The organism is Paenibacillus sp. GM1FR, from assembly GCF_002803315.1.
Classification (GTDB): domain Bacteria; phylum Bacillota; class Bacilli; order Paenibacillales; family Paenibacillaceae; genus Paenibacillus; species Paenibacillus amylolyticus.
Genome location: NZ_MKZL01000011.1, coordinates 3,818 through 29,375 on the forward strand (window position 1 = coordinate 3,818; position 25,558 = coordinate 29,375).

7 protein-coding genes are annotated in these 25,558 nt (G+C 47.4%); all 7 read left to right on the forward strand.

The window, feature by feature from the left end:
- From PAEAM_RS06055 to PAEAM_RS06085, 7 genes are read left to right on the forward strand one after another with little or no spacing between them, the layout of a single operon-like run.
- Positions 1–16,791, forward strand: a complete 16,791-nt coding sequence (locus tag PAEAM_RS06055; protein ID WP_100526994.1) for a hybrid non-ribosomal peptide synthetase/type I polyketide synthase — start codon at positions 1–3, stop codon at positions 16,789–16,791.
- Positions 16,781–20,980 carry a beta-ketoacyl synthase N-terminal-like domain-containing protein gene (locus tag PAEAM_RS06060; RefSeq protein ID WP_165789846.1) on the forward strand — a complete coding sequence of 1,400 codons (4,200 nt, stop codon included), beginning with the start codon at positions 16,781–16,783 and terminating at the stop codon, positions 20,978–20,980. Before PAEAM_RS06055 ends, PAEAM_RS06060 begins: the two co-directional genes overlap by 11 nt.
- Positions 20,977–21,234, forward strand: a complete 258-nt coding sequence (locus PAEAM_RS06065) for an acyl carrier protein (RefSeq protein ID WP_036668520.1) — start codon at positions 20,977–20,979, stop codon at positions 21,232–21,234. The genes PAEAM_RS06060 and PAEAM_RS06065 overlap by 4 nt, the downstream gene beginning before the upstream one ends.
- Complete coding sequence (locus PAEAM_RS06070) at positions 21,231–22,382, forward strand: acyl-CoA dehydrogenase family protein (RefSeq protein WP_100526996.1); 1,152 nt, start codon at positions 21,231–21,233, stop codon at positions 22,380–22,382. Before PAEAM_RS06065 ends, PAEAM_RS06070 begins: the two co-directional genes overlap by 4 nt.
- Positions 22,379–23,359: an ACP S-malonyltransferase gene (locus PAEAM_RS06075; protein ID WP_100526997.1), complete on the forward strand. Its 981-nt coding sequence runs from the start codon at positions 22,379–22,381 to the stop codon at positions 23,357–23,359. Before PAEAM_RS06070 ends, PAEAM_RS06075 begins: the two co-directional genes overlap by 4 nt.
- On the forward strand, positions 23,356–24,675 hold the full coding sequence (locus PAEAM_RS06080) for an aspartate aminotransferase family protein (protein WP_100526998.1): 1,320 nt from the start codon (positions 23,356–23,358) through the stop codon (positions 24,673–24,675). Before PAEAM_RS06075 ends, PAEAM_RS06080 begins: the two co-directional genes overlap by 4 nt.
- 28 nt (positions 24,676–24,703) lie before the next feature.
- Positions 24,704–25,555 carry a 3-hydroxyacyl-CoA dehydrogenase family protein gene (locus PAEAM_RS06085; protein ID WP_100526999.1) on the forward strand — a complete coding sequence of 284 codons (852 nt, stop codon included), beginning with the start codon at positions 24,704–24,706 and terminating at the stop codon, positions 25,553–25,555.
- Positions 25,556–25,558: the final 3 nt, after the last annotated feature.

A 25,558-nucleotide genomic window follows, 5' to 3' on the forward strand; every position in this document is an offset into this window, starting at 1 on the left:
ATGGTACAAAAAACCGTTGAACTTTCCGAAACACAAAAGGGAATCTATTTTGATTGTCAGGTGAATGATCCCACTTCGTATAACATCTCAGCTTCAATGCAATTTGATCATCTTCAAATGGAGATATTTCGCCAATCCATCGAATTGCTTATGTATGAGCAAGTGGTGCTGCGTACTCGGATTGAGATTCAAAATGATGTACCTGTGTTATCCGTTCATGAAGATATGGATTATTCACTTGCCTTGTGGGACCTAAGTAGCGAGAATCAGGAGAATCCAAAGGAACAACAGTTAGTAGCACTGGTGGATGAATGCATCGGGACACCTTTTGAGCTGGAGAAAGGTCCTCTGTTCCGTATAATGATTGTTCAGATGGATAAGAGCCGATATATTCTGACCTTATGTATTCATCATTTAATATGTGATGGCTTGTCGCTTGAACTGATGAAAAACAAACTTATCCAGTCATATACGTGTCTTCTTGAAGATCAGCCTGTGGATGTCAAGCTGGATGAAGGATTCATCTCTTATGTTGAGGCAGAGAACAAGAAACTGCACGAAAACAAGTACTCCAAAGAGCGGGAATACTGGTTGAACAAAATGAAGGGAGTGGAACCTCTTTCTCTAAAGCACGACTTTCCAGCAGGTTCTGTACAAGAAGGGATTGGTCATGAACTGCGATTTGATATTTCGGAATCGTTAATGGCTGATATTACACAGATGTCCAAAGATAATGAAGTAACCGTTTTTATGTTCTTTATGGGTGCCTTTGGCATTCTTATGAGTAAATATGTCGGTACAGACGATATCACCTTTGCCTCCCCATATTCTCATCGTCCCGGTATGGACTTGGAAGAAACGATTGGATGTTTTGTCCATATGTTGCCTATGCGATTCCATATTGACCTCGAATCAACTCTAAAACCTCTGCTGCAACAAGTAGCCACAACCTGGATGGATACGTACAGGAACATCGGATATCCCAATAACCTCATTGTCAGAGACAGCATGTTACAGGCTCAACCCGGATCACCATCGTTGTTTGATATCTCCTTTGTTTATGATTCCTATGAGGAAGATATGCTCGGAACTCGTATTCTGGATCAGGATAAGGTTACGTTTCCAGGAGATCTGATGGTGGTGTTGAGCCGTTTACCGCAAGGTGCTCAGTTGAAGCTGCAATATAAACCGAGCTTGTTCCGTGAAGATTCAATGGAGCGAATGGGCCAACGATTTCTATATTTGCTGAATCAACTAGTAACCAATTCTGAGCAAAAAATCAGGGAGTTCAGCCTCCTGATGCAGGATGAGAAAGAAAACCTACTGTACCGATTCAATCAAACTTCTTATTTTCCCTACACTCCACAACATATTATGGATATATTTCACGATAAAGTAGCACGTTTCCCGGAGCGGGTAGCTCTAATGGAAGGCAAGCAGCATCAGACCTATGCGCAGGTCAACGCAAAAGCGAACCAATTGGCTAGGCAGATCGTTGCGAGTAAAAAAAGTGATAACGCGGCAGTTGGCGTGCAGATGCCACGTTCCTCGGATATGGTCATTGCCCTATTGGCTGTATTAAAAGCCGGATGTGCTTTTGTACCTGTAGACCCTTCCTACCCTTTGTCCAGAAAGGACTATATTATATCGGATGCAGACATATCCATAGTGCTGGCTATGCAGCACGAAAAAGATGACGAGACTCTGGATGTCCAGTACATCTACGTTGAGGGCGATCAGGCCTATACGGGGGATGTCTCAAATCTCGAAGAGGCGCTGAATCCGCATAGCCTTGCCTATATCATGTACACGTCCGGATCAACAGGCAAGCCAAAAGGAGTCATGGTTGAAAATCATAGCGTAGTCAATACACTGCTTGATCTGGAGCGTCGTTTTCCAATGCAGGCGCAGGATGTTTACTTGCTGAAAACGGCATATACCTTTGATGTGTCCGCCACGGAACTTTTCGGCTGGTTCATGGGTGAAGGCGCACTAAGTATTCTTGAGCCTGGAGCAGAAAAAGACCCTGCTCGTATTGTGTCTACGGTGGCATCACATAAGGTTACACACATCAACTTTGTTCCAACGTTATTCCGTCTTTTTCTGGAAACGATGGAGCTTCGCTCCGATCTGTCAGCATTGGAAACGCTGAAATGGATGTTTGTTGGCGGAGAGGCAGTCACGCCAGACATCATTGAGAAATTTAACAGGTTAGGCATTGGAGCAAGTCTTGAAAATGTTTATGGTCCAACCGAATGCACCATATGGGTTTCTCATTATCCGTTAAGCCATTACGAAGGCTTGGGCAATGTACCGATTGGCTACCCGCTCAATGAGTCCAGATGGTATGTCGTCGGAAATCATGATGAGCTTCAGCCGTTAGGTATTCCAGGGGAGCTTTGTCTTAGCGGTGTTGGGCTTGCACGTGGATATCTGAATCTGGAACAGATGACCCGAGAGAAGTTTGTCCCTAATCCTTTCTTTCAAGAAGGACAGGACGCAGAGCATTTCAGGTACATGTACCGCACAGGGGATCTGGTACGTTCACTCCCAAGCGGTACGATCGAATATCTGGGACGCATTGATTTCCAGGTTAAAATTCAGGGAGCCAGACTGGAGACAGGCGAAATTGAGAATACCCTGTCATCCTATCCGGGTGTCATCCAGACCGTGGTAGTCATGAAATCATTTGAAGGTAGGTCCGGCTTGCTGTATGCCTACTATCTTTCAGAGCAGGAGCTGCCTTCTGTCGAATTGAGAGAGCATCTGTCTCGTTTGTTACCGGCATATATGATACCATCCGTTTTTGTACATAAATCCGAATTTCCATTGAATAGCAGTGGGAAGATTGACCGGAAGGCACTTATGGCAGATATCACGCATGCTCACGCTTCCAGTACGTTCTATACCGCCCCGTCTTCTGAGCTTGAGAAGGTTATAGCCGAAGTGTGGGCCGAAGTGCTCGGTGTTGAGAGAGTAGGGCGCGATGACCATTTCTTTGAATTGGGCGGAAATTCATTTTCTGTCATTCAGGCTCACAATAAACTTAAGCATTATACCGATGTGGAGTTTCCTGTGCCTCGTTTTTTCGAATGCCCGACATTGCGTCAATTTGCCGCACTGGGTCCGAAAGATGAGGGAGTTCGGATACCGACTGAAAGGGAACAATTGTTTCAACGAAAAGACGGCATTATGCGTGAGGATATTGCAATTGTGGGCATGGCGGTGAATGTGCCGGGCGCTGAGGATATAAGGGAGTTCTGGAGTAACCTTGTTGAACGGCGGGAAAGCATTCACTTTTATAGTGATGATGAATTGAGGGAGCTTGGCGTGGAGGAAGCACTGCTGCGTTCACCTCGTTATGTCAAGGCAAAAGGACGTGCCAACGGCATCGATGAGTTTGATGCAGGGTTCTTTGACTATACTCCCGGTGAAGCCAAAATGATGTCTCCCCAATTCAGACTTTTGTATCAGGGAATATGGGAAGCGCTGGAGGATGCAGGCTGCAGACCAGATGAAGCGGGTAAGGTGGGTGTGTTCCTTGGCGGGTCCGATGACTTCGAATGGTACCGTCAAGTGCTTTTTAACGATGCTAACTATAGCAGTAAATACGAAGCATTTACCCTCAGCACCAATCATTTTCTCGCTACCCGAATGGCTTATAAGCTGAACTTAAAAGGGCCAGCCTATACCGCTCTGACGGGATGTTCTACTTCATTGGTTACACCTCATCTGGCATGTCAATCTTTGATCGTTGGAGAATGTGATGTGGCCGTGGCTGGTGGAATTACCGTGGAGTTGCCCAATGAAGGGGGTTACATATTTGAGGATGGCATGATGTTCTCCACAGATGGACACTGTCGTCCATTTGATGCGGCAGCCAGTGGAACCGTCTTCTCCAATGGTATGGGAATTGTGGTGCTGAAGCGGGTAACCGATGCTCTGCGGGATGGAGATCATATCTACGGGGTCATCAAAGGCTCAGCAATTAACAATGACGGACAAGAGAAACTCAGTTTTCTTGCTCCAAGCGTAAGCGGACAGGCTGAAGTCATTCAGGATGCTTATAAGGTAGCCGGAGTAGACCCGGAAACGGTGAGTTATATCGAAGCACATGGTACGGGAACGTTGCTTGGTGATCCAATTGAAGTAAACTCGTTAACTCGGGCCTTTGCTTCCGACCAAAAGCAATTTTGCTATCTGGGTTCGGTCAAAGGCAATGTGGGACATATGGATACAGCCGCAGGTGTGGTTGGTTTAATCAAGGTAGCGCTCAGTCTTGGACAAGGTTATATCCCTGGAACAGCTAATTATGAGCAGCCTAATCCTAAAATTGATTTTTTGAATACGCCTTTTAAAGTTAATGCACAAGGGGTGGACTGGAAACAGGGCAATGTTGGAGTCATGCGCGCAGGAATCAATTCATTTGGTGTGGGGGGCACGAATGCTCACATGGTATTGGAGGAGGCTCCCGAGATGGAGAAGTGCAGTCCGGATGATGACGTAAATATATTGCTTTTTTCCGCCAAAACAGAGTACTCGCTGAACCGCACCGCTGAACGGATTATGGAACATCTGACTGAGCAGCCGAATCAATCAGTATCGAACGCAGCGTGGACCTTGCAGTCAGGTAGATCTGTTTTTGCGTATCGTAAGGCACTCATTCTGGATAAGACATGGAAAGATAATCCGGACAAGCTGATACAGCAGCTGGGAAAAGCACGCGTATACCATTCGGCTCAAGGCACGCGTCCCGTATACTTTATGTTCCCCGGACAGGGCAGTCAGTATCAGGGAATGGGTGCAGAACTATACAGATCTACAGAGCAAGCAGGCCTGGCTCCAATCTTCAGAAGTTATATTCAGGAAATATTGGACCTTCTGCCTGCGGAAGAACGAGAAGATATGCTGTCTGTTGTATACGGGGATCAGCACCCTGAGCGAATAAACCAGACAGAGTACAGCCAATTCGCACTGTTCATGACAAGTTATGCGCTGGCCAAGTCGCTGCTGGATCTGGGCATCAAGCCAGATGGCATGATCGGACACAGCATTGGTGAATTGGCTGCCGCAGCGGTAGCGGGTGTGTTCGAACTCGGAGATGCTGTCAAGTTAGTTCGGCTTCGCGGACGTCTGATGCAACAACAACAATCCGGGGTCATGCTTGCCATTATGGCGGATGCACAGCAGGTGAAGTCACAACTGGATGAAGACGTGTGGCTTGCCCTGGTGAATACTACAGGTTCCAGTGTAATTGGTGGGACAGCTGAAGCCATTTCACGGATGGAAGCCAAGGCTGAAGGACTGGGCTGGAAGTGCATTCGTGTGAAGACTTCCCATGCATTCCATACGCCAATGATGAATCAGGCCGCTGAGGAATTTAGACGTTATCTAGCAGAGCATTCACTTCATACGCCACAGATCCCTTTACTGTCCAACACCAGTGGAACATGGGCGCTTGGAGATGAAATCACACAACCTGACTATTGGTCCCGTCATATTTTACAGCCGGTGTTGTTTGAATCAAACCTGGCTGAAGTGTTGAAGGATGAGCGGGCTGTATTAATTGAAGTAGGTGCAGGACGAACGCTAAGCTCCTTTGCCAGACAGCACAGTCTATCAAGAGATTCCCAGACGGTACTGAATATGCTACGTCACGTAAGGGAGACGGAGCAGGACAGTATCTATGTGAACCGCAGACTTGCGGAGTTATGGTGCGAAGGCATTGAACCGGACTGGAAGGTGCTCAAAGGGCAGACGGTACGACGCAAATGCTCTCTGCCTACTTATGTTTTCAACAAACAATCCTATCCTGTCAGTGTTTCTCTTTCTGGCTCATCAGCAGTGGAAGGAATGGGTACCGGGGATGATAGGCAGCATGCAGATCAGGGTAAGGGAAGTGGCTCTACTCTAATAAAAGGGACCGTTTATACTGGTGGTTCAGACCAACTGAAACAGATTGTCCTGGACGCATATCGAACGATTTTTGGCATCGATGATCTAGATGAAGAGGTTAATTTCTTTGCGGTTGGAGGAGATTCTCTCAAAGCAGTCAGCTTGTCTGCATGGATCCGATCTCATTTAGGAATTCAGCCTGAGGTAGCAGATGTTTTCAATCATTCAACGCCTATTCAACTGGCAGAGCATCTCTATGTCATGGCGAAACCAAAAGTGGACCAACAGATAATTCAATCTGCACCCACTATGGATGCTTATCCAATCTCTTCTGCACAGATGCGTATGTTCACACAAGCGATGCTTGATCCAGGCAATACGGCATACAACCTACCGTCTGCAACCATTATTGAAGGTGAATTGGACCGTATAAGAGTTGAGGCTGCTTTGCAGAAGTTGATGCAGCATCATGAGGCGCTCAGAACATCGTTTGAGATACGGGGCGTTGAGATCGTTCAGATCACCCAACCTTCGGTTCGCTTAAGTATGGGCTATGCAGAGCAGCATGTGGCAGATGACCAAGAGTTGCCTGCGATGATCGAGACATTGATTCGTCCTTTTGATCTGGGGAGTGCTCCGCTTATGCGGGTTGAACTGATTAAGATAGGCGAGCGCAAGCATCTGTTATTCTTTGATATTCACCATATTATCGCGGATGGTACATCTGTCGAAATCATTACTCGTGACTTCAATGATTTATATTTTGGCAAAGAGCATGCAGTCCGATTGCAGTACAAAGATTACGCGGTATGGCAGCAGCAACGTCTCGCTTCACAGGAATACATTTCACATCAAACGTACTGGCTGGACCATCTTGGCCCTTCTTTACCTGTGCTGGAGCTTCCACTTGACCATGAGCGTCCATCACAGCGATCCATGCAAGGGGGACGTCTTCATTTCACGTTGAATCGTTCGTTAACACAACACTTGCATGAGCTGGCTTCCTCATCGGAAGCATCCATGTATATGGTAATGCTAAGTGTGTGGAATCTTCTTCTCGCACACCGCTCAGGTCAGCAGGACATTGTGGTAGGAACGCCTGTTGCAGGAAGGATGCAAGAGGAGTGGAAAGAGACGGTAGGCATGTTTGTCAATATGATTGCGATGCGGAATTTTCCAACGTTTGATCGTACGTATACTGATTTTTTACGCGAACTTAAACAACATACACTGGATGCCTTTGCGTATCAGGAGTATCCGTTTAATGAGCTTGTGGCACAACTGGGCGTGACACGTGAGTCGAACCGAAATCCGGTATTTGATGTTTGTTTTGATTATCAGAACATGGACTTGCATGGACTTGAACTTCATGGTTTGCAATTCTGTTCTTTTCCGGTGGAGACGGGTACGTCTACTTATGATCTGTTAATGACCTGTCAAGAAAACAGGGAGAAGCAGGTGATTGAAGGATATATCGAATACTCGCTGGATCTGTTCCGCCGGGACACAGTTGAAGGTATGATGCAGGAGTTTATCGGACTTTGCCAAGAGGTTGTACAACAGCCTAGTCTGTCTCTGATCGAACTGTTTGAGAGAAACATTTCTCATGAGCACTCAGTCCATCGTCTTGCTGGTCCACGTCTGGATTACACTCCTGCGGTGGGTCTGCATCGGCTGTTCGAGCTGCAGGCAGAACACACACCAGACAAGAAAGCTCTCCTTGTATCATCTGGAGCTTCTTTTACCTACAGGGAGCTTAATGAAAAAGCTAATACGCTGGCTTGGAAGCTGATTGATCAAGGTGTGCGCCGGGATGAACCTATAGGCATATTATCCAGACGAGATGAATCGTTGATCATTATGCTATTGGCAGTGCTGAAAGCTGGGGCGGCTTATGTGCCTCTGGACCCTGCTTTTCCGCCGCAGCGCATCGTGAATATGATCGAAGATAGCCGAATGAACGTATTGCTGTGTACGCCTGATGAAGAAGGCACAGTGACTTTTAGCGGAGAGCGATTTGTGTATGATCCCACTGCCCAGGATGTGCGCTCATCCGTTAACCCGGACGTAAACTTCCTGTCTTCGGACCTGTCCTGTGTGATTTTCACCTCAGGATCGACCGGTCGTCCCAAAGGGGTCATGATTACTCATGAAGCGATGGTCAATTTTGTTGAGGACATCAGGCACCGACATATTTTTGCACATGAGACAGATCGCATCATCAGTGTAACGACCATATCTTTTGATATTTTCGGATTTGAAGTGTGGACACCATTATGCACCGGATATTCGCTGTATCTGGCCAATGAGCAGGAGCAGCTTGACCCGGCTCTTGCTTCACGTCGAATACGTGAACATGGTGTTACGCACATTCTTAGCACGGTCTCACGCATTAAGGCATTTGTCGAAAATCCGGAATTCGCTCAGGCGCTGGGCAATCTGCGGTGTGTTCTTACTGGAGGGGAAAACGTCCCTGTGGGACTCCTCACCGATCTGAAGCGGCTTACGCCCGCTCGAGTCTTTAACATGTATGGACCAACGGAAACTACGATCTGGTCAACGACCAAAGAATTGAATGACACAGCCGCGATTACCATTGGCAAGCCCATTACCAATACAGAGATTTATATTCTGAATGATGAAGGTGAAATACTGCCACCTGGAAGTTATGGAGAGCTGTGCATTGCAGGAAAAGGATTATCCCGCGGTTATCTGCACAATGCAGCTGAGACCGATGCCCGATTCATTGCAAACTCCAATGTTTTGGGAGGCCGTTTGTACCGAACTGGCGATCTGGCCCGTATACTGCCGGATGGGGATGTTGAGTTAATGGGACGGTTAGATCAGCAGGTGAAGATTCGGGGCTACCGGATTGAACTGAATGAGATTGAGCAGGCAGCGATGAATTATGAACGTGTAAGAGAAGCTGTCGTTAAGGTAGAAGGGGCCGAGTCACATTCATTGCAATTAATCCTTTTCTACAGTCTGAAGCCTGGGATTGGGCCTTCCGTTATGGGGGATGAAGACGTACAGCTTCGGACCTGGTTAAAGCAACGGCTTCCACAGTACATGATGCCTTCTCGCTTGATTCGTCTGGAAAATCTGCCTGTGCTACCTAATGGCAAACTGAATCGCAATGCCCTTCGTCTGGCTGATTTTGAAACGGTAGAGAGGGATAACCCGGCTCTGGTCTATGGCTCATCGATTCAAGGAATCGAGCGGGCAAAAGTTGACCTAGAGCAGATGCTCATTGCAACGTGGAAGGAAATATTGAATCTGGATACGGTTAATATCCATGATCACTTTTTTGACATCGGAGGCAACTCGCTGGGGCTTATTCTGATCAATAATCGCCTGAATGCCTATCTGGATAAAAGCGTTCCGCTGGTGCAATTGTTTGAGCATTCCTCCATTGCATCACTGGTTAATCATCTGGTGGCTGAGCAGATGCTGTCGACAGTTACACAACAGGTACAAGAGGAGAGCGGGCATATTGCTTCGGCTGGATATCCTGTTACGAACCCGGAGCCGACAACAGCTCCAAAAGAGTATGTGATGAGCACAGTTGAACACAGCAAAGTGGAACAGAGCAGACCAGATCAGAACAGACCGGAACAGAGTATCCCGTTTGCTTCAGAACAGAGTACCAGAATTTCTTCTTCGTCGGATATCGCAGTCATTGGCATGGCAGGGCATTTTCCCGGCTCAAGAAATATTGAGGAGTTCTGGGATAACCTAATGGCAGGTAAGGATGGTATCACTCGTCTGAATGAGGAGGATCTAACCGCTGCGGGTGTACGACCGGAAGACTTCAAACATCCTGATTATGTACGGGCCAAAGGTGTACTGCAAGATACTGAGTATTTTGACTCCGGATTTTTCGAATATCCGCATCAGGAATCCAACATGATGGATCCGCAAATACGGCTGCTGCATCAGTGCTCATGGGAGGCGCTTGAGCATGCCGGGTGTGATCCTTACAGTTATGAGGGATCTATAGGATTGTTTGCCGGAAGTGGACTGAGCTTGCCATGGATGGTGCAATTTCTAGGTCGTTCCGGTAATTTGTTACAGGCTTTTGAAGCCATGACTTTGAATGAAAAGGACTATATTACAACCCGAGTATCTCACAAATTAAATCTGAGAGGGCCGAGTATGGCCGTACAGACCGCATGTTCGACTTCTTTGGTCGCTATCCACCAAGCTGCTGAATCGCTGATTCGGGGGGAGTGTGATGTGGCACTTGCGGGAGGTGTCTCTATCTCCTATCCGCTCAAAGAAGGTTATCACTGGCATGAAGGCATGATTTATTCAAAGGATGGTCTTTGCAGACCGTTTGATGAGCAGGCATCTGGTACGGTGTCTGGTAATGGATGCGGAATGGTTGTGCTCAAGTCACTCCGCGACGCGCAGAGAGATGGAGATCATATCTATGCAGTCATTAAAGGTTCAGCGATAAATAATGATGGCATGGACAAGATTGGATATACGGCACCGAGTGTGGCCGGGCAGGTCAAGGTTATTCAATCAGCCCTGCATCGTTCGGGAGTGTCTCCAAAAGAGATCTCCTATCTGGAGGCGCATGGAACAGGAACCAAACTGGGGGACCCGATTGAAATTGAAGCGCTCAGGCAGTCATGGGGAACAGATCGTAGAAATTATTGTGCTCTAGGTTCTGTGAAAGCCAATATTGGGCATCTTGATGCGGCAGCAGGTGTCGCCGGTTTTATTAAAACCGTACTGACGCTTTATCACCGGGTGGTTCCGCCACAGATTCACATGAATCGGACGAATCCGATGTTGGAGCTGGAGCATAGTCCCTTCTATATCAACAGGGAGCCACAGCCATTAGAAGACGCGAAGCGTATCCTGCGAGCAGGTGTCAGTTCGTTTGGGATCGGGGGTACTAATGCTCACGTCATTCTGGAGCAACCGCCCGTCCAAGAGAGCCAAGCCAATTATGAATCATTGCTTCTGCTGCCCTTCTCGGCCAAAAGTGAATCTGCGCTGGAACGCACGTACGATTCGGTTCTACAGGCGATTCATGCATTGCCGGAGCAGTTGCCCAATGCTGCGTGGACGCTACAGAAGGGAAGAAGCAGATTCATTCATCGTAAAGCACTAATCGTTGTAGACGGTTATACTCCGCCAAGCGAGCAGTCTGTAGAGTTTGAGACACAGGCAAGTGTGATGAATGGGAAGCCTAAGGTCATGTTTTACCTCAGCGGAAATGCAAGTTGGGAAGCGCGCAAGATTCGGGAACTATATGCTTCTGTGTATCGCAGCCAGGTCTCAGAGATATTCAAACAGTACTTTGAAGAGATACTGAACCTCTTTGAGTCCAAGGAACAGTATGCCATCCGCCAAGGCATAGGGCGATCGTTAACCGATTCAAGGCTTGAGCGCATGCAGTGCTTTGTTGTGCAATATGCTCTTTATAAAACCGTGATGCAGCTTGGTATCAAGCCGGATGCTGTCTGTGGACAAGGCGTTGGCGAACTGGTGGGGTTGGTTATTAGTGATGCACTTGATCCAGTACATGCCGTGGGGCTTCTATACAATCTGGAGCATTGGTCACTAGAAGAAGGAGCATTGTCAGATGCTTTGACAGGAAGGATGACAGATGCAACTGTAACAGACCTTGCGTCAAGTATTGCACCACTGTTATCTCCAAATTTCCTGTTTACGCTGCTAAATCGCAAGACGCTTTCTGAATCTGCTGGGCATACGCTGTGGATCGTTTCGAATCAGCTGCAGGATACAGAACAAATAGCCCCGGATTCATTTTCAGAGCCAAACATCATTGCTCTTACTGAAGATCGTCAGAGCTTGCTTGAGGCAGACGTGTATTTAATGAAAGTACTTGCTTTTTGCTGGTGCTCTGGCATGGAGCTGGATTGGGAACAGCTAAACGGAACGGGGCGTAGGCAAAAAATCTCCCTGCCGACGTATTCCTTTGATCCCATTGTTCATCAACATGATGTTGCGTTGTATCAGCTTGCAGGTATGTCGCAGGTTGCAGCGGGTTCTATCGCAGCATTAGACCAATCTCCATCTGGGAAAGTCAGGGTTCAACGGACTGAAGATGAGATAAGGCATGTATTGTCGCAATTGTGGCAGGAGTTGCTTGGTAATGGAGCAGTCGGCCTTGAAGATGATTTCTTTGAGCTTGGGGGTCATTCATTAAAAGCGATTTCCTTGGCGTCGAGGATTAAAGAAATGTTTGGATTAAATTTGGGGCTGGAAGAGGTTTTTGATCATTCTGTATTTGAACACATGGTTCAATGGATTGCTGAACATCAGGCTACAAGTGACTCTGATACAGTGAACCCAATCTTGCCTGTTACTAAGAAAGAGAAATACAAGACCACTTCTGCACAGAGAAGAATGTATGTGGTGCATGAGTGGATGAAAGGTGAGAGTACAGCGTACAATCTCGCCAGTTCCTATAGGGTAAGGGGAAAACTTGACCCTACGCAATTCAGAGTAATAATGGATGCACTGGTAGAGAGACATGAAGCATTCCGTACCAGATTTGAAATGATTGATGGTGAGCTTTTCCAAATTGTGGAGGATCAGGTTCCAAGCGTGGTGGAGTTGCTGGAATTAGAAACGGCAGGGTTAGAACAGGTCATGGAATGGATCAAGCCTTTTGATCTGACCAGCGCACCATTGGTTCGTGTTAAGCTCATTCGCCTTTCTCAAGAGGAACACATCTTATTCATCGACATGCATCATATCATTTCGGATCAGAGTTCCATTGCTATCCTGATGCAGGATTTTGCTCGCATGTACAGAGGAGAAACATTGCAATCTCTTGATATTCAGTATAAGGATTATGCGGAATGGCGTGATGAATCTGCGTCACATGGACAATCTGTTAAAGACGCCGAGTTTTGGATACGGGAATTCGAGGACATGCCTGCACCGGTTGAATTGCTTACAGACTTCCCAAGACATGGCGCGTCATCCTACAGCGGAGACAGACGTTCCATTGAACTTGGTGAGTCGTTAAGCACACAGGTCAATGACTTCTGTACTCAACAAGGGCTTACACCCTATATGTTGTTTATGGCAACTTTGAATCTATTAATCTGGAAGTATACGGGTCAAGACGACTTGGTCGTTGGTACAGCGGTTGCGGGGCGTGAGAAGCCAGAACTCAATAACGTTATGGGTATGTTCGTGAACATGCTTGCCATTCGCACCAGCATGGACAGAGAATGCTCCACAGAGGCGTATTTGAATGAGATGCGAGGCAAGCTGTTATCCTGTTATGAGCATCAACAATATCCTTATGAAGCACTGGTGGAACAACTTGGTCTATTCGGTGATTTAAGCCGCAACCCCCTATTTGATGTGGTGCTAAATTACATTAATATGGGAACCGATGATCCTGAAGCCGGGGAACTGATGCTTGAACCATGGGTCGAAGGTAAGGTGGATGCCAAATTTGATCTGACTTGGACACTGGTCGAACATAAACAATGTTACACGGTTGAACTTGACTATCGCTCAGATTTGTTTAAAGCCGAGTCCATGGAACTGATGCTGGATAAATTCCGGTATATCCTGTCTCAGATCACAACAGGGGATACTGAACGAATTGGTCAGATTAAGATCACTACACCGGAGGAAGAGGAATGGCTGCTGTACGGAGTCAACGATAATGCCGCCCAGTATCCGCGAGATGCGACCATTTCCCAATTATTCGAGGAACAAGTTCATGTGCATGCACAGAAGACAGCATTGGTCTGGGAAGACGGTGAATGGAGCTATGCGGATCTGTATGAACGTGTTCAGTGGCTGGCGTTCAGATTGCTTGGACAAGGGGTGAAATCAGGCTCCAGTATTGCTCTCATTCTGGACCGTGGACCGAACCAGATGATCAGTATTCTTGCTACACTCCAAGTGGGTTGCAGTTATGTCCCGATCGACCCGGCTTCGCCGCCATCGAGAATTGAATTTATTTTGCAAGATTGCGATGCGGCTGTGTTATTGACTGAAACGGCTTATGCCTCCACATGGCAATCTGTAGTTCCTTGTATCGTGCCGGCAGATGAACTGGCAGCATTTGATTCAGGAGACATTCAGGAGCCCGTTGAAAATATGAACAAGACCGCTCTTGACCCGGCTTATATCATTTATACATCAGGGTCAACAGGAACCCCAAAAGGGACTGTGATGAGTCATCGCAATGTAACCAAAGTCATGAAAAATAGTAATTTTGTTACCGTCGTGCCAGAGGATCGTATCCTGCAAATTTCTAACTATGCGTTTGACGGTTCCATTTTCGATATTTTTGCTTCATTAATAAATGGCGCTACTCTTGTATTAATCTCAAAAGAGACCATTTTAGATATGGCTCGTTTGGCCGATGTCATCCAACAGCAACGGATTTCAGTATTTTATATTCCGACATCCTTGTTTAATATGCTGGTAGATTGGGATGCTGATTGCTTGAAGAATGTGCGTAGAGTGATGTTTGGTGGTGAAGCTGCATCGGTGAGTCATGCCAACAAAGCGCTTGCATGCGTGGGGCCGGGCAGACTGTTAAATGGATATGGGCCAACGGAAGCAACCTTTTTTGCCTCCTACCACTTATTACAGCAAACAGAGCCTTATACTGGCTCACTGCCTATAGGTTACCCCCTGTCTAACACAGCCTTGTATGTTCTAGATGATGAGCTGAAGCCTGTGCCACCGAACGTTCCAGGTGAACTGTATATCAGTGGGGATGCGGTAGGTATTGGATATCTTAACCGTGAGGATCTTACCCGAAAACACTTTCTTGATGATCCCTTCCGCAAGGGAGAACGAATGTATCGGACAGGTGACATCGTCAAACGTCTGGCTGACGGCAGTCTGATTTTTATTGAACGTTCGGATTTCCAGGTCAAGATTAGAGGTTTCCGCATTGAGTTATCGGAGATAGGCAATTGTATGGAGCGTGTTTCGGGAGTTCGTGATGCCTTTGTCATGACAGTTACAGAATCATCAGGAAGTCTATACATTGCCGCTTTTTATACAACCGATACTGGAGCAGATACTGAGTATATTCGAAGAGAACTTCACCAGCAGCTGCCAGAGTACATGGTACCTGCACGCATTATTCGAATGGATCATCTTCCGATTAATGCCAATGGCAAAGTGGACCGAAGAGCATTGTCCGAGCATTTGGTTGAAGAGCAGCAGAGGTCTCTGGAGATGAGTTCACCTCGGACAAAAACAGAGCGTGTCATTCTTGCCGCCATGCGACAGATCCTGGGTGATCCAGGCATTGGTGTGGAAGATCACTTCTTTCAAAATGGGGGGCATTCGCTCAAAGCGATTGCATTCACTCAAATTTTGGCAAAAGAAGGAATTGCCATCAATGTGAACGAATTATTCCAATATCCGACAGTTAGAGGACTTGCCAAATTGGTAGACATTAATCCTCCGGCGTCAGTTTGGTCCGAAGATAGCCTGCATATTCAGTCCCCGATAGTCATACCACAGGACATAATACTTCATGAGAAACAACTGGGCAGCCTGGTCCTGCATGTCTTAAACAGCTGCAATCAGGTTTCATCTTTTATGGCGGGCATGACCCCTATGGGGCAATTCCCACTATCTCCAATTCAACAAGCACATGCTTCTACGACTTCACGAGCAAGCGGATTTACAACAACGCTGGAAGGCGAATTGAATGAACAAGCTGTAAAACACCTGATTCTTGGGGTTATATCCCGGCACCAGTTGCTGCACAGCATGATATATGAGGAAGAACAATTGTATTGGCATCCATGTGATATGTCGTTAGCGGCGGACATGCTGCAACAGCTTATCCCGTATCTTGATATTCGTCATTATGCTTCGGCTGCGATTGAGCAGTTGGAGTACAAACTGGTTCAGTCTCTGTTACACAAAACGTATACGTTGAAGGAACTACCTTGGCGTCTGTGTATTTTGCGTACAGGAGCCACGGAGCATAAGCTGATTTGGAGTTTTGATCACCTTGCGTTTGATGGTATGAGTGCCCAGATCATCAAGCAGCAACTTGAGTCGAAGGCATTATATAGACCGCAAGGTATAGAGATCGAGAGTGATCTTCTGTACCAAGTACGAAATTATGAGGATTATGTAAGTTTTCTGTCTCAAGGCCCCATAGGGGTATCAGAAGATGAAATGGAGAAACAATTTTCGCTTCAGGCATGGAATAGATGTAACGCCATCGTCATGAACAAGTTGAAGGAAACAGAAACATTGTCGCCTTCAGCGATGACTGTCGAGTTGTCCCTTGCAGGGAAGGAGCCTGCAGAGGTTTGGTGGACATGCTTTGAAACTTTTTCCAACATCATTGCGGCTTATCTGAACATAAGCCAATTGCCAATAGCCCTGGTCCATTACGGAAGGGAGTATGGCGAAGAATCCTACTACGATTATGTGGGAGAATTCCTTGATCTGATTCCAGTGCTGGTAGACAGTGAATTCACACAGGAAGATCTGTTGAAACGTCTGGAATTTACGAAGCGACACAGCATTAACTTTATGGCACTTACACATGATTCTTCCCTCTCGGCACAATATGATGGCATACAGGAACAATTGGGAACTGCCTACAGGCAAACAGAACAGGAGCCGCGTCAGATAATTCTGTTTAATTATCAAGGCTTCATCTCCAGTAGCGAAGCGATCCCAATGTCGTCTCAGTCGTCGGATGACCAAGATTCGAATTCGGGACTCGCCCAATTCGAATGGGTTATTCGCTACGACGAAGAGTGTCTGTACGTACATCTGGCCTGTCAGGCTGGTCTGGATATCAAACGTATGAAACAGCTGATTGATGACAAGCTTGGTAGCGATGTGAAAGTGGTAGTTCACAATGAGGCAATGGAGGTGCAACATGTCCAGTAAATCCATACAGCGAGGACCCGAGCTGATTGTGCCAGAGCATTATTCAACAGTGGCTGAGATGCTAATCTACATTGCAGATACTCATCCAGAAAAGGGAATGACCTATATCAGCTCTTCAGGTGACGAACAGTTTGAATCTTATCCTGAATTACTGATGCAGGCACGCAAGTACCTGCAGTCTCTTCAGGAGCAAGGCATTCAACAAGGACAGGTCGTTATTTTGGAAATTGACCAGTCACAGGAATTTTACCGTACATTTTGGGCTTGTATGCTGGGGGGCATTATTGTCGCCCCAGTTAGTCCGCCGGCTGCCTGGGAACCAGGCTCAGCCGGTCTGGAGAAATTCACGAAAGTGTGGGAGGTACTCGGGCGTCCGGTCGTTATCGTCGAGGAAGCCTACTTGCCCAAGTATGAGCAGCTTGCGGAAAGTCCGGTATTCAAAGGTCTTATGTTGATTAGTGTGAACCAGCTTCAAGCAGACCAGCAGATGGCTGATCTATGCCCAACCTCTCCTGATGACATTGTGTTTCTGCAATTCTCATCAGGAAGCACTGGAATTCCCAAAGGTGTGCAGTTAACAAATCACAATATTATCGCCAACAGTATTGCATGCAAGACTTTTCTTGGAGCTGAAGAAGGAGATAATGTGTTTACCTGGTTGCCGCATACGCATGATATGGGGATATTTGGACAGCATCTGACACCCGTCCTGAGTGGAGCCAACATCATGGTGATGTCACCTTATACCTTCGTACGGTCGCCTTATCTGTTCTTGCGCAAGATTACGGAGCATCAGGGAAAATGGTTTTGCTGTACCAATTTCGGTTTCGAATGGATGGTTCAGAAGATCCCGGATTCCAAGCTCTCAACGCTTGATCTGTCTTCACTGCGTATGACCTTGAATGGTGCAGAGCCTATATCAACGTCTGTTATCGAGCGATTTGTCAAAAAATTCAGCTCTTGTGGCTATCGTCCCAATATGATGTTTCCTGCATATGGCATGGCCGAAGCGACAGTAGGTGTATGTACCTCCAGACTGGGGGAAGAGCCGCGAATTGAACGTATTTCGCGTACACGGCTGGTGCAGGAAGGACTGGCTGTGCCAGTCCAGCTACCTAGCAGTGATAGCCATACTTCGGATGTGATCGAATTTGTTCATGAAGGATATCCCATGACAGGGATTCAGATCCGGATTGCGGATGAACAGGGGGAAGTGCTGGATGAGCGGGTTGTTGGCGAAATCCAGATTCGTGGGGAATCGGTAACCTCCGGATATTACAGTCTCCCTGAGATCAATCGTGAAATGTATGTGGATGGGTGGCTTCGCACTGGAGACTTGGGTTATATGGCTGACGGCTCCCTAGTTGTAAGCGGACGAATCAAGGACATTGTGTTTATTCGGGGACAGAACCATTATGCGCATGATCTTGAAGAAATTTTGTACCAGAATAGCAGCATTCCGAGAGGGAATCTGACGGTAGTCGGGCACTTTAACAGCCTCAAACAAGTTGAGGAGCTGCTTGTATTTGTTAAATACAAATCGGGCACTCCACAGTTTCTGGATGTACGACAGGATCTGATCCAACGTATGAGGGCTGGATTGGGTATTGAGATCACCCATGTTCTCCCAATCAAGGTCATCCCCAAAACGACGAGTGGTAAGGTCCAGCGCTTCATGCTGAGAAACGAATATGAGCGTGGAATATTTACCAAGGACATCGAGGCCATTGAAGAGCTGATTCGCGAAAACACACAACAGCAAGGATACGAGACGGTTTCCGCATCGTCTTTGGAGTATACCGTACGTAAAGCCTGGGCCGAAATTCTTCAATTGCCCGTAGAAAAGATTGAGAAGGATACATCTTTTCTCGCACTTGGAGGCAATTCCATTCTCTCTTATCAATTACTTGACAAGCTGTCTGCACATATGGGACGTGAATTAGGACAAGAACTACTTGTTTTTTGCAGTACAGTACGTGAGATGGTGGAATATCTGCAGGAACTTCCAGCAGAAACGAAGGACTTTGAACAAGCTGAAACAACAGATAATCAACTGAATGTACATCGTGCTATTGCTATTACCGGACTGTCTCTGCGTCTGCCTGATGCCGACACCCAAGAGCAGTTCTGGAGCAATCTGGTTAACGGGTTAGATAGTGTTGACCGGGTTAGTTTAGAGCGTGCAACACGTTCCAAGCAACCCGGTTGGGATGACTGGATTGGGGAACTGAAGCAACCGGATACGTTTGATCATGAGTTCTTTGAAATCCCGTCTGAACAAGCTGCATTTATGGATCCGCAGCATCGGAAGCTGCTGGAAGTTGCTCATGAGGCGCTGGAGGATGCAGGTATGCTCGTGGATCATGAGGATAAGCGTGATGTGGGTGTGTATGTAGGGATTAACCCAAGCACATACTTCGATCTGGTTGTTGATTATATGAACCGGAGTCTTGGAAAGGCTGTTCATTCTCACGCTATGGTAGGCAATATGTCCAATATTGCAGCGGCCTCCATTTCACACATGTACAATTTTACAGGGCCGGCACTGTCCATAGATACGGCATGTTCTTCTTTTCTGGTCGCACTGACACAAGCTGTGGCGGCCATTCAGGACAAGCGTATCTCTGGGGCAGTTGTAGGTGGAGCGAACATTTTGGCTACACCGCATGTTCATCAACTATCACGCAATGCTGGAATCTGTTCTTCCACTCAACATACGAAGGTATTTGACCGGGAAGCAGATGGTTCAGTCTTGGGAGAAGGTGCTGTTGTTGTATATATGGAGCCGCTAACAGAGGCAGTTCGCAACAATAAGCATGTTTATGGTGTGATTCGCGGGACAGCGGTGAATAACGACGGATATTCCCTGGGCATTATGGCACCCAACCCTCAGGGGCAATATGAGGTACTTCGTGCCGCTTATCGCGATGCCAACCTAAACCCGAGCGAGGTCTCTTATATTGAAGCACATGGATCGGGGACAAGAATTGGAGATCCAATTGAGGTGAATGCCTTGCTCCGACTTTTCCGGGAAAAGGGATATACAAGCGACAATTCGATTGGATTAGGTTCAGTCAAAACCAATATTGGACATTTATTTGCAGCCTCCAGTGGAGCCAGTCTTGCCAAGGTTCTGCTCAGTATGCAGCATGGGGAACTGGCACCAAGTCTGCATATGGATAATCCGAATCCGGCCCTCCGACTGGACCAATCGCCGTTCCATATCGTTAGCGAGCATAGATCGTGGGATGTACCTGAAGGGAAAACGCGGAAGGCAGGCATCAGTTCATTTGGCCTGGGAGGTACGAATGCCCACATTGTGCTGGAGGAATGGAAAGCCCCTGTCCGTGCAGCTGCCCCGGCACGTGGCCAGTTGTTAACGTTCTCTGCGAAATCAGAGCAGGCTTTAAAAAAGCTGATTGATAACACGGAGCAGTATGTGAAGAAACATGCGGACCTGGCACTAGAGGATCTTTGTTTTACCCGGAACAGATATAGAAAACATTATCGGTATCGTGCGGCAGTAGCTGTCAGCTCAACCGGAGAGTGGAACATCGAAGAGATGGAATTTGGCTTCAAGCCTAGAAACCGAGCTGCTCGTGTCAATATTGTGGTTGGGGGGCATGAGATTCGCGGAGATGATGAAGCTCAAGCTCGTAAGGTAATCAGGCCAGACGATTCTAATGAAGATACCGTATCAACCTTGAACTACTGGGTGACTTTGCTTGAGACACTTGTACGTCTGGTCCCTTCCATTCAAGAGATTCGAGGAATAGCTCCAGGAGAGGAACTTGTATCCAGTTTACATCTGGATGGCGAGGAACATCACAGCGCTCATGCAAGCCAATCCATTCCAGTGAACAACAGAGTGACGTTAGACAGTCTGCAAGACACACCTGGCAAGATGGCAAACGCCGACATTGTAATTATAATTGCTGCAGATCAGACAGTGCAGCAGCTCGAATACAGTGGCAAGGAGAGCTTCATCCGCCTGTCTGCCGAGCCGACACTTACCATGGAGGATCAGCTTGCTTTATTGCTGGGACAGCTTTATGTACGTGGTGCTGCGCTGGATTGGGAACAGTTACATCCGAATGGCTCTGGCCAGATTGTACATCTGCCAGCACATCCATTCGAGCCGTATGTACATTGGATAGATGTGAATCAGGGAACGGAGGTCATGATATGACAAAAGAAGAAATTGAGCTTTTTCTCAAAAGCGAGATTGCTGCAGCGTTGAATCAGGAGCCAGAGGACATCGATGAAGAGATGAATTTTCTGAAAATTGGTGTCTCCTCTGTGCAGGCGCTCAAGATCATTAACCGTGCGCGTAAGCATCTTCAAGTTGACATCAGTCCGGTTGCGTTGTTTGAATACAAAACAATTGCCGAGTTCGCCGCCTATCTGAATGAATCTCTTCTTCAAGAGGGGGTTGCCGAATGATTGAAGTGGATGTAGAGCAAGAGATCATTCATGAAGCTGAATTGTTTGCTGCCCGTGAAATTCGTCCTTATGCTCAACAGATTCAAGAACAGCAAGCCATTCCCAGAACATTGATCCGTGCCATGGCTGAAAAAGGTTACTTGGCTGCCTCGATCCCGGCTGAATATGGCGGCATGGGTCTCGGCCCTAAGGCGTACGGGCTGTTGACTGAAGTATTTGGCAAGGCTCTTCCAGCCGTTCGCAGCTTGTTAACGGTACATACTTCACTTGTAAGTGAAACTTTGGTACGTTTCGGAACGCCTGAGCAAAAATCGTCCTGGCTGCCCAAGTTGGTGAAGGGAGAATGGATTGCTGCCTTTGGCCTGACTGAACCGGAAGTTGGTTCGGATGCCAAAAGTGTAAAGACCGAGTGGAGAGAAGAATCGGACTGTTATGTTTTGAATGGAAAAAAGAAGTGGATCACGTTTGGACATCTGGCAGATGTATTTATCATTATTGCCTCGAATCAGGGACGAAGCACTGCTTTTTGGGTCGAACGCCAGTTTGAGGGTGTACAGACCCAACCTATCGAAGGTGTCATGGTTGCGGGAGAGACAGGTATAGCTGAGATTGATCTCCATGAGGTGCGTGTACCAAAGAATCACATTATTGGACGTCTGAATGAAGGTTTTGAGTACATCGTTACCGGGGCGCTGGACCAGGGCAGATATAGCATTGCCTGGGCAGGGCTGGCGATTGCGCAGGAAGCGCTGGATGCCATGGTGACTTACTCAAGGAAGCGGAAGCAATTTGACCAGAAGCTGAGTCATTTTCAGCTGATTCGCGGCATGATTGGAGATGCGGTGACAAAAGTCCATGCAGCACGAGCATTATGTTTACGTGCAGCCGAGCTGAGAGAAGCCAAGGACCCGCAGGCCGCCATGGAGACAACGATCGCCAAATATTTTACGTCCAAAGTTGCTGTTGAAGTTGCAAGTGATGCGCTACAGGTTCATGGCGCGAATGGAATTAGTAACCAATATCCTGTTGCCAGGCTGTATAAGGAAGCCAAAATTCTGGAGATTATTGAAGGTTCTTCTCAGATGCAGCAGGAGATGATCTCGCATTACGGATTAAAAGCCTATTACAAGCGTGGCGGTAGCGTATGACGTTCTGTGCGCTATTTCCCGGCCAGGGCAGCCAGTATATCGGAATGTGTAGCGAGTTGTTGGACAGTGAGCCGGAGGCGAATCAGATCTTTGCGGAAGCGAGCGAGGTGATCGGATTTGATTTGAAGGCACTGGTTATGGAAGGGACCCTGGATCAATTGACGTTCTCTGAATATGCTCAGCCTGCTGTACTGACGGCAAGCTACGTTTTATTTGACTCATTTGTTCGCCGGACTGGAATGACTCCAGATTATGCAGTAGGTCACAGTTTGGGTGAGATTTCGGCTTTAGTAGCGGCGGGAGCATTGCGATTTGCTGATGGAATCCGTTTTACAGCTCAGCGTGGTGCATTGATGCATCGCTCCATTCAGGAGCAAAAAGGAAGAGCGGGTATTGTCGTTGATGTAACCCAAGAAGCGCTTGAAGAATTAGTCGGGAATATTCGTCAAAACGAGTATGTGACGATCTCCGGTTATAATTCACCGGGACAGTTTGTCGTCGCAGGTACTGCGAAGGGGCTTCAACTGCTGGATGATCAGGTGGATGGCTACGGTGGGGAATTCATTCCTTTTCGCATGATGCCAATGAAGGCAGATGCACCTTATCATAGCGAGTTGATGCAGTTCATTCAGCCTGAGCTTGAAGAGATGCTTGCAGGGATTTCCTTCTCTGCACCGGTGTTTCCCATCTGCTCAACAGTACATGGTGAGTTCATTCGCGGAGCCGAGGACATTCCTAAGCTGCTGAGCAGACAGCTTTTGCAACCCATTCGCTGGAATCAGGCATTGGCACGTGTTCAAAATCTGGGAGCGACGGTATGGATCGATATCGGTCCAGGCCAGAGCGTAAGAAATATGCTGGCTGAGAATAACACCTTGCCTGCAGCCTATTCGCTGGATGATCCGCAAGATCGGTCCAGGTTACTGGAGCGATATGAAGCAGTAAACCAGACAAGTGGGGGAGGCGATAAGGGATGATCACGGAGATGATGCAGTACAATCAGCGGGTGAAACAATGGCTGCCTGGCGGTGTGCACTATAATTTCCACCTTCCTTGGGAAGAGACACCGCTCCATTTCAAGCATGCTTCCCGAAGCAGAGTGACGGACATGAACGGCAACGAGTATTTGGATCTATATGCCCGCTTTGGTGCCCTCATCGTTGGCCACGGCAACGAGGAGTATAACGAGTGTCTGAAGGATACCATTGACCGTGTTCTTTCCGTAAGTCATTGCGATCTGGATGCAGAGGCTCTGGAACTGATCCATCAATATGTACCCTCAGCAGAGATGATTCGTTTTGGGTTATCAGGCACGGAGATTGTCCAGAATGCACTTCGTCTTGCCCGGGCGTGGACAGGTAAAAATCGCTTTGTACGTTTTGAAGGCCATTATCATGGCAATGCGGACAATATTATGGGTGGCAAGACTGCACGTACAGGTCTGCCTGTACCTTCAGACTATCCTGGTGACATGAAAGGAACAAAGGGGAGGGCAAGGGATGCCATGGAATCTCAATCCTACCTCTTGCCATGGAATGACGCACCCCGTCTGGAGGAACTATTTCGCCAACATGGAGACGACATTGCAGCAGTAATCATGGAGCCGGTTTGTGTAAATGGAGGCGGAGTCATGCCTGCTCCGGGTTATCTGCAAAAAGTCAGACAGTTATGTGATCAGTACCAGGTCGTGCTCATTTTTGATGAGATTATAACAGGATTCCGTATGGGTCTCGGTGGTGCCCAACAGTTATTCGGTGTAACGCCTGATCTGACTACACTTGGGAAGGCAATCGCGGGTGGCGGAGTTCCGGTGTCAGCCCTGGTTGGCCGAGCGGATATCATGAAGTTGCTTGTAGACAAAAAAGTAATTCATGCGGGTACGTTTAATGGCTATCCATTAGGTACAGCTGCTGTAAAAGCTACGTTGGAAATGTTGGGACGCAATGGAGGACAGGCGATGCACAGCATGAACCGCCACGCTGAGATAATGCATGACATACTCTGCCAGGAAGCAGTGAAGGTAGGTCTGCCTTTAATTGTTCAGGGGCCGTCTGGCTGTGCTTCTTATCACTGCTGCACGGAGCCGCTTACGGATACGGCTGATTATACGTTTGAATTAATGTCTTTTGATATTTTGTTAAATAGCAAGCTTGCTGAGCACGGTGTTCTGGTATCTACGCTCTCGCGGATGTATCCGAATATCCTGCTTGATATGCAAGATGTTGCCTGGTTCGGTGAGCGTGTCCCTGCAGCACTTGCAGAAATGAAAGAGATCTACGACGAGCTGATCTAATGGTAGCTCAATAAGGAGGTGATTAGGTATGCATAATCGACTCATTGCAATCATTGGCGCAGGGGTGATGGGATGCGCCACAGCACTGGATGTCGCGAGGGCTGGTTATCGTGTAATTTTGCAGGATATTTCGGCGTCGGTCATCGAACACGCCCCTGATGTTATACGTCGTGAATATCGTTCAGCTTGCTTTCTGAAGCAAGGGTACGGTCAGGTGCCCCTGGATCAGATCATGGAACGGATCTCGTTCCAGACACAAGATGAAGGGGTGGAAGAGGCAAGTATCATTATTGAAAATGTAACCGAAAACCTGGAGTTGAAAAAGGAAGTTTACGCACGACTATCCCACAAGGTTCGTCCGGATGCTTTATTTGCGCTAAATACAAGCTGTATTTCCGTGACAAAGCTCGCTTCATTTTTGCCTGACCCAGGTCGAGTCATTGGGGTGCATCTGATGAATCCAGTTCCCGTTAAATCCATGGTGGAGGTGATCAAAGGACATCATACAACGCAGGGTACGGAACATGAGATGGTAGCTTTTTTGGAAACTCTTGATAAAAGTCCAGTTGTCATAGAGGATCTGCCCGGGTTTGTCTCTAATCGCCTCTCGCACTTGTTAATGAATGAAGCGGCGTACATTGTACAGGATGGAATCGCTACACCCGAGCAGGTGGACGCCATTATGAAGAAGGGCTTCAATTATCAGATGGGGCCTCTGGAGACGGCGGATCTGATTGGTCTGGATACGGTCGTGCATTCATTGAAAGTATTGTACGACAGCTATCAGGACCCCAAATTCCGATGCTGTCCGATGTTGCAGAAAATGGTTGATGCAGGACAGTGGGGGCGGAAGACGGGTCAAGGATTCTATGCCTACTAAGAT

What these genes read in the sequence shown, in the direction of transcription:
- PAEAM_RS06055 (WP_100526994.1), top strand. Translation starts at nt 1, where the DNA reads ATGGTACAAAAAACCGTTGAACTTTCCGAAACACAAAAGGGAATCTAT.
- PAEAM_RS06060 (WP_165789846.1), top strand. Translation starts at nt 16,781, where the DNA reads ATGTCCAGTAAATCCATACAGCGAGGACCCGAGCTGATTGTGCCAGAG.
- PAEAM_RS06065 (WP_036668520.1), top strand. Translation starts at nt 20,977, where the DNA reads ATGACAAAAGAAGAAATTGAGCTTTTTCTCAAAAGCGAGATTGCTGCA.
- PAEAM_RS06070 (WP_100526996.1), top strand. Translation starts at nt 21,231, where the DNA reads ATGATTGAAGTGGATGTAGAGCAAGAGATCATTCATGAAGCTGAATTG.
- PAEAM_RS06075 (WP_100526997.1), top strand. Translation starts at nt 22,379, where the DNA reads ATGACGTTCTGTGCGCTATTTCCCGGCCAGGGCAGCCAGTATATCGGA.
- PAEAM_RS06080 (WP_100526998.1), top strand. Translation starts at nt 23,356, where the DNA reads ATGATCACGGAGATGATGCAGTACAATCAGCGGGTGAAACAATGGCTG.
- PAEAM_RS06085 (WP_100526999.1), top strand. Translation starts at nt 24,704, where the DNA reads ATGCATAATCGACTCATTGCAATCATTGGCGCAGGGGTGATGGGATGC.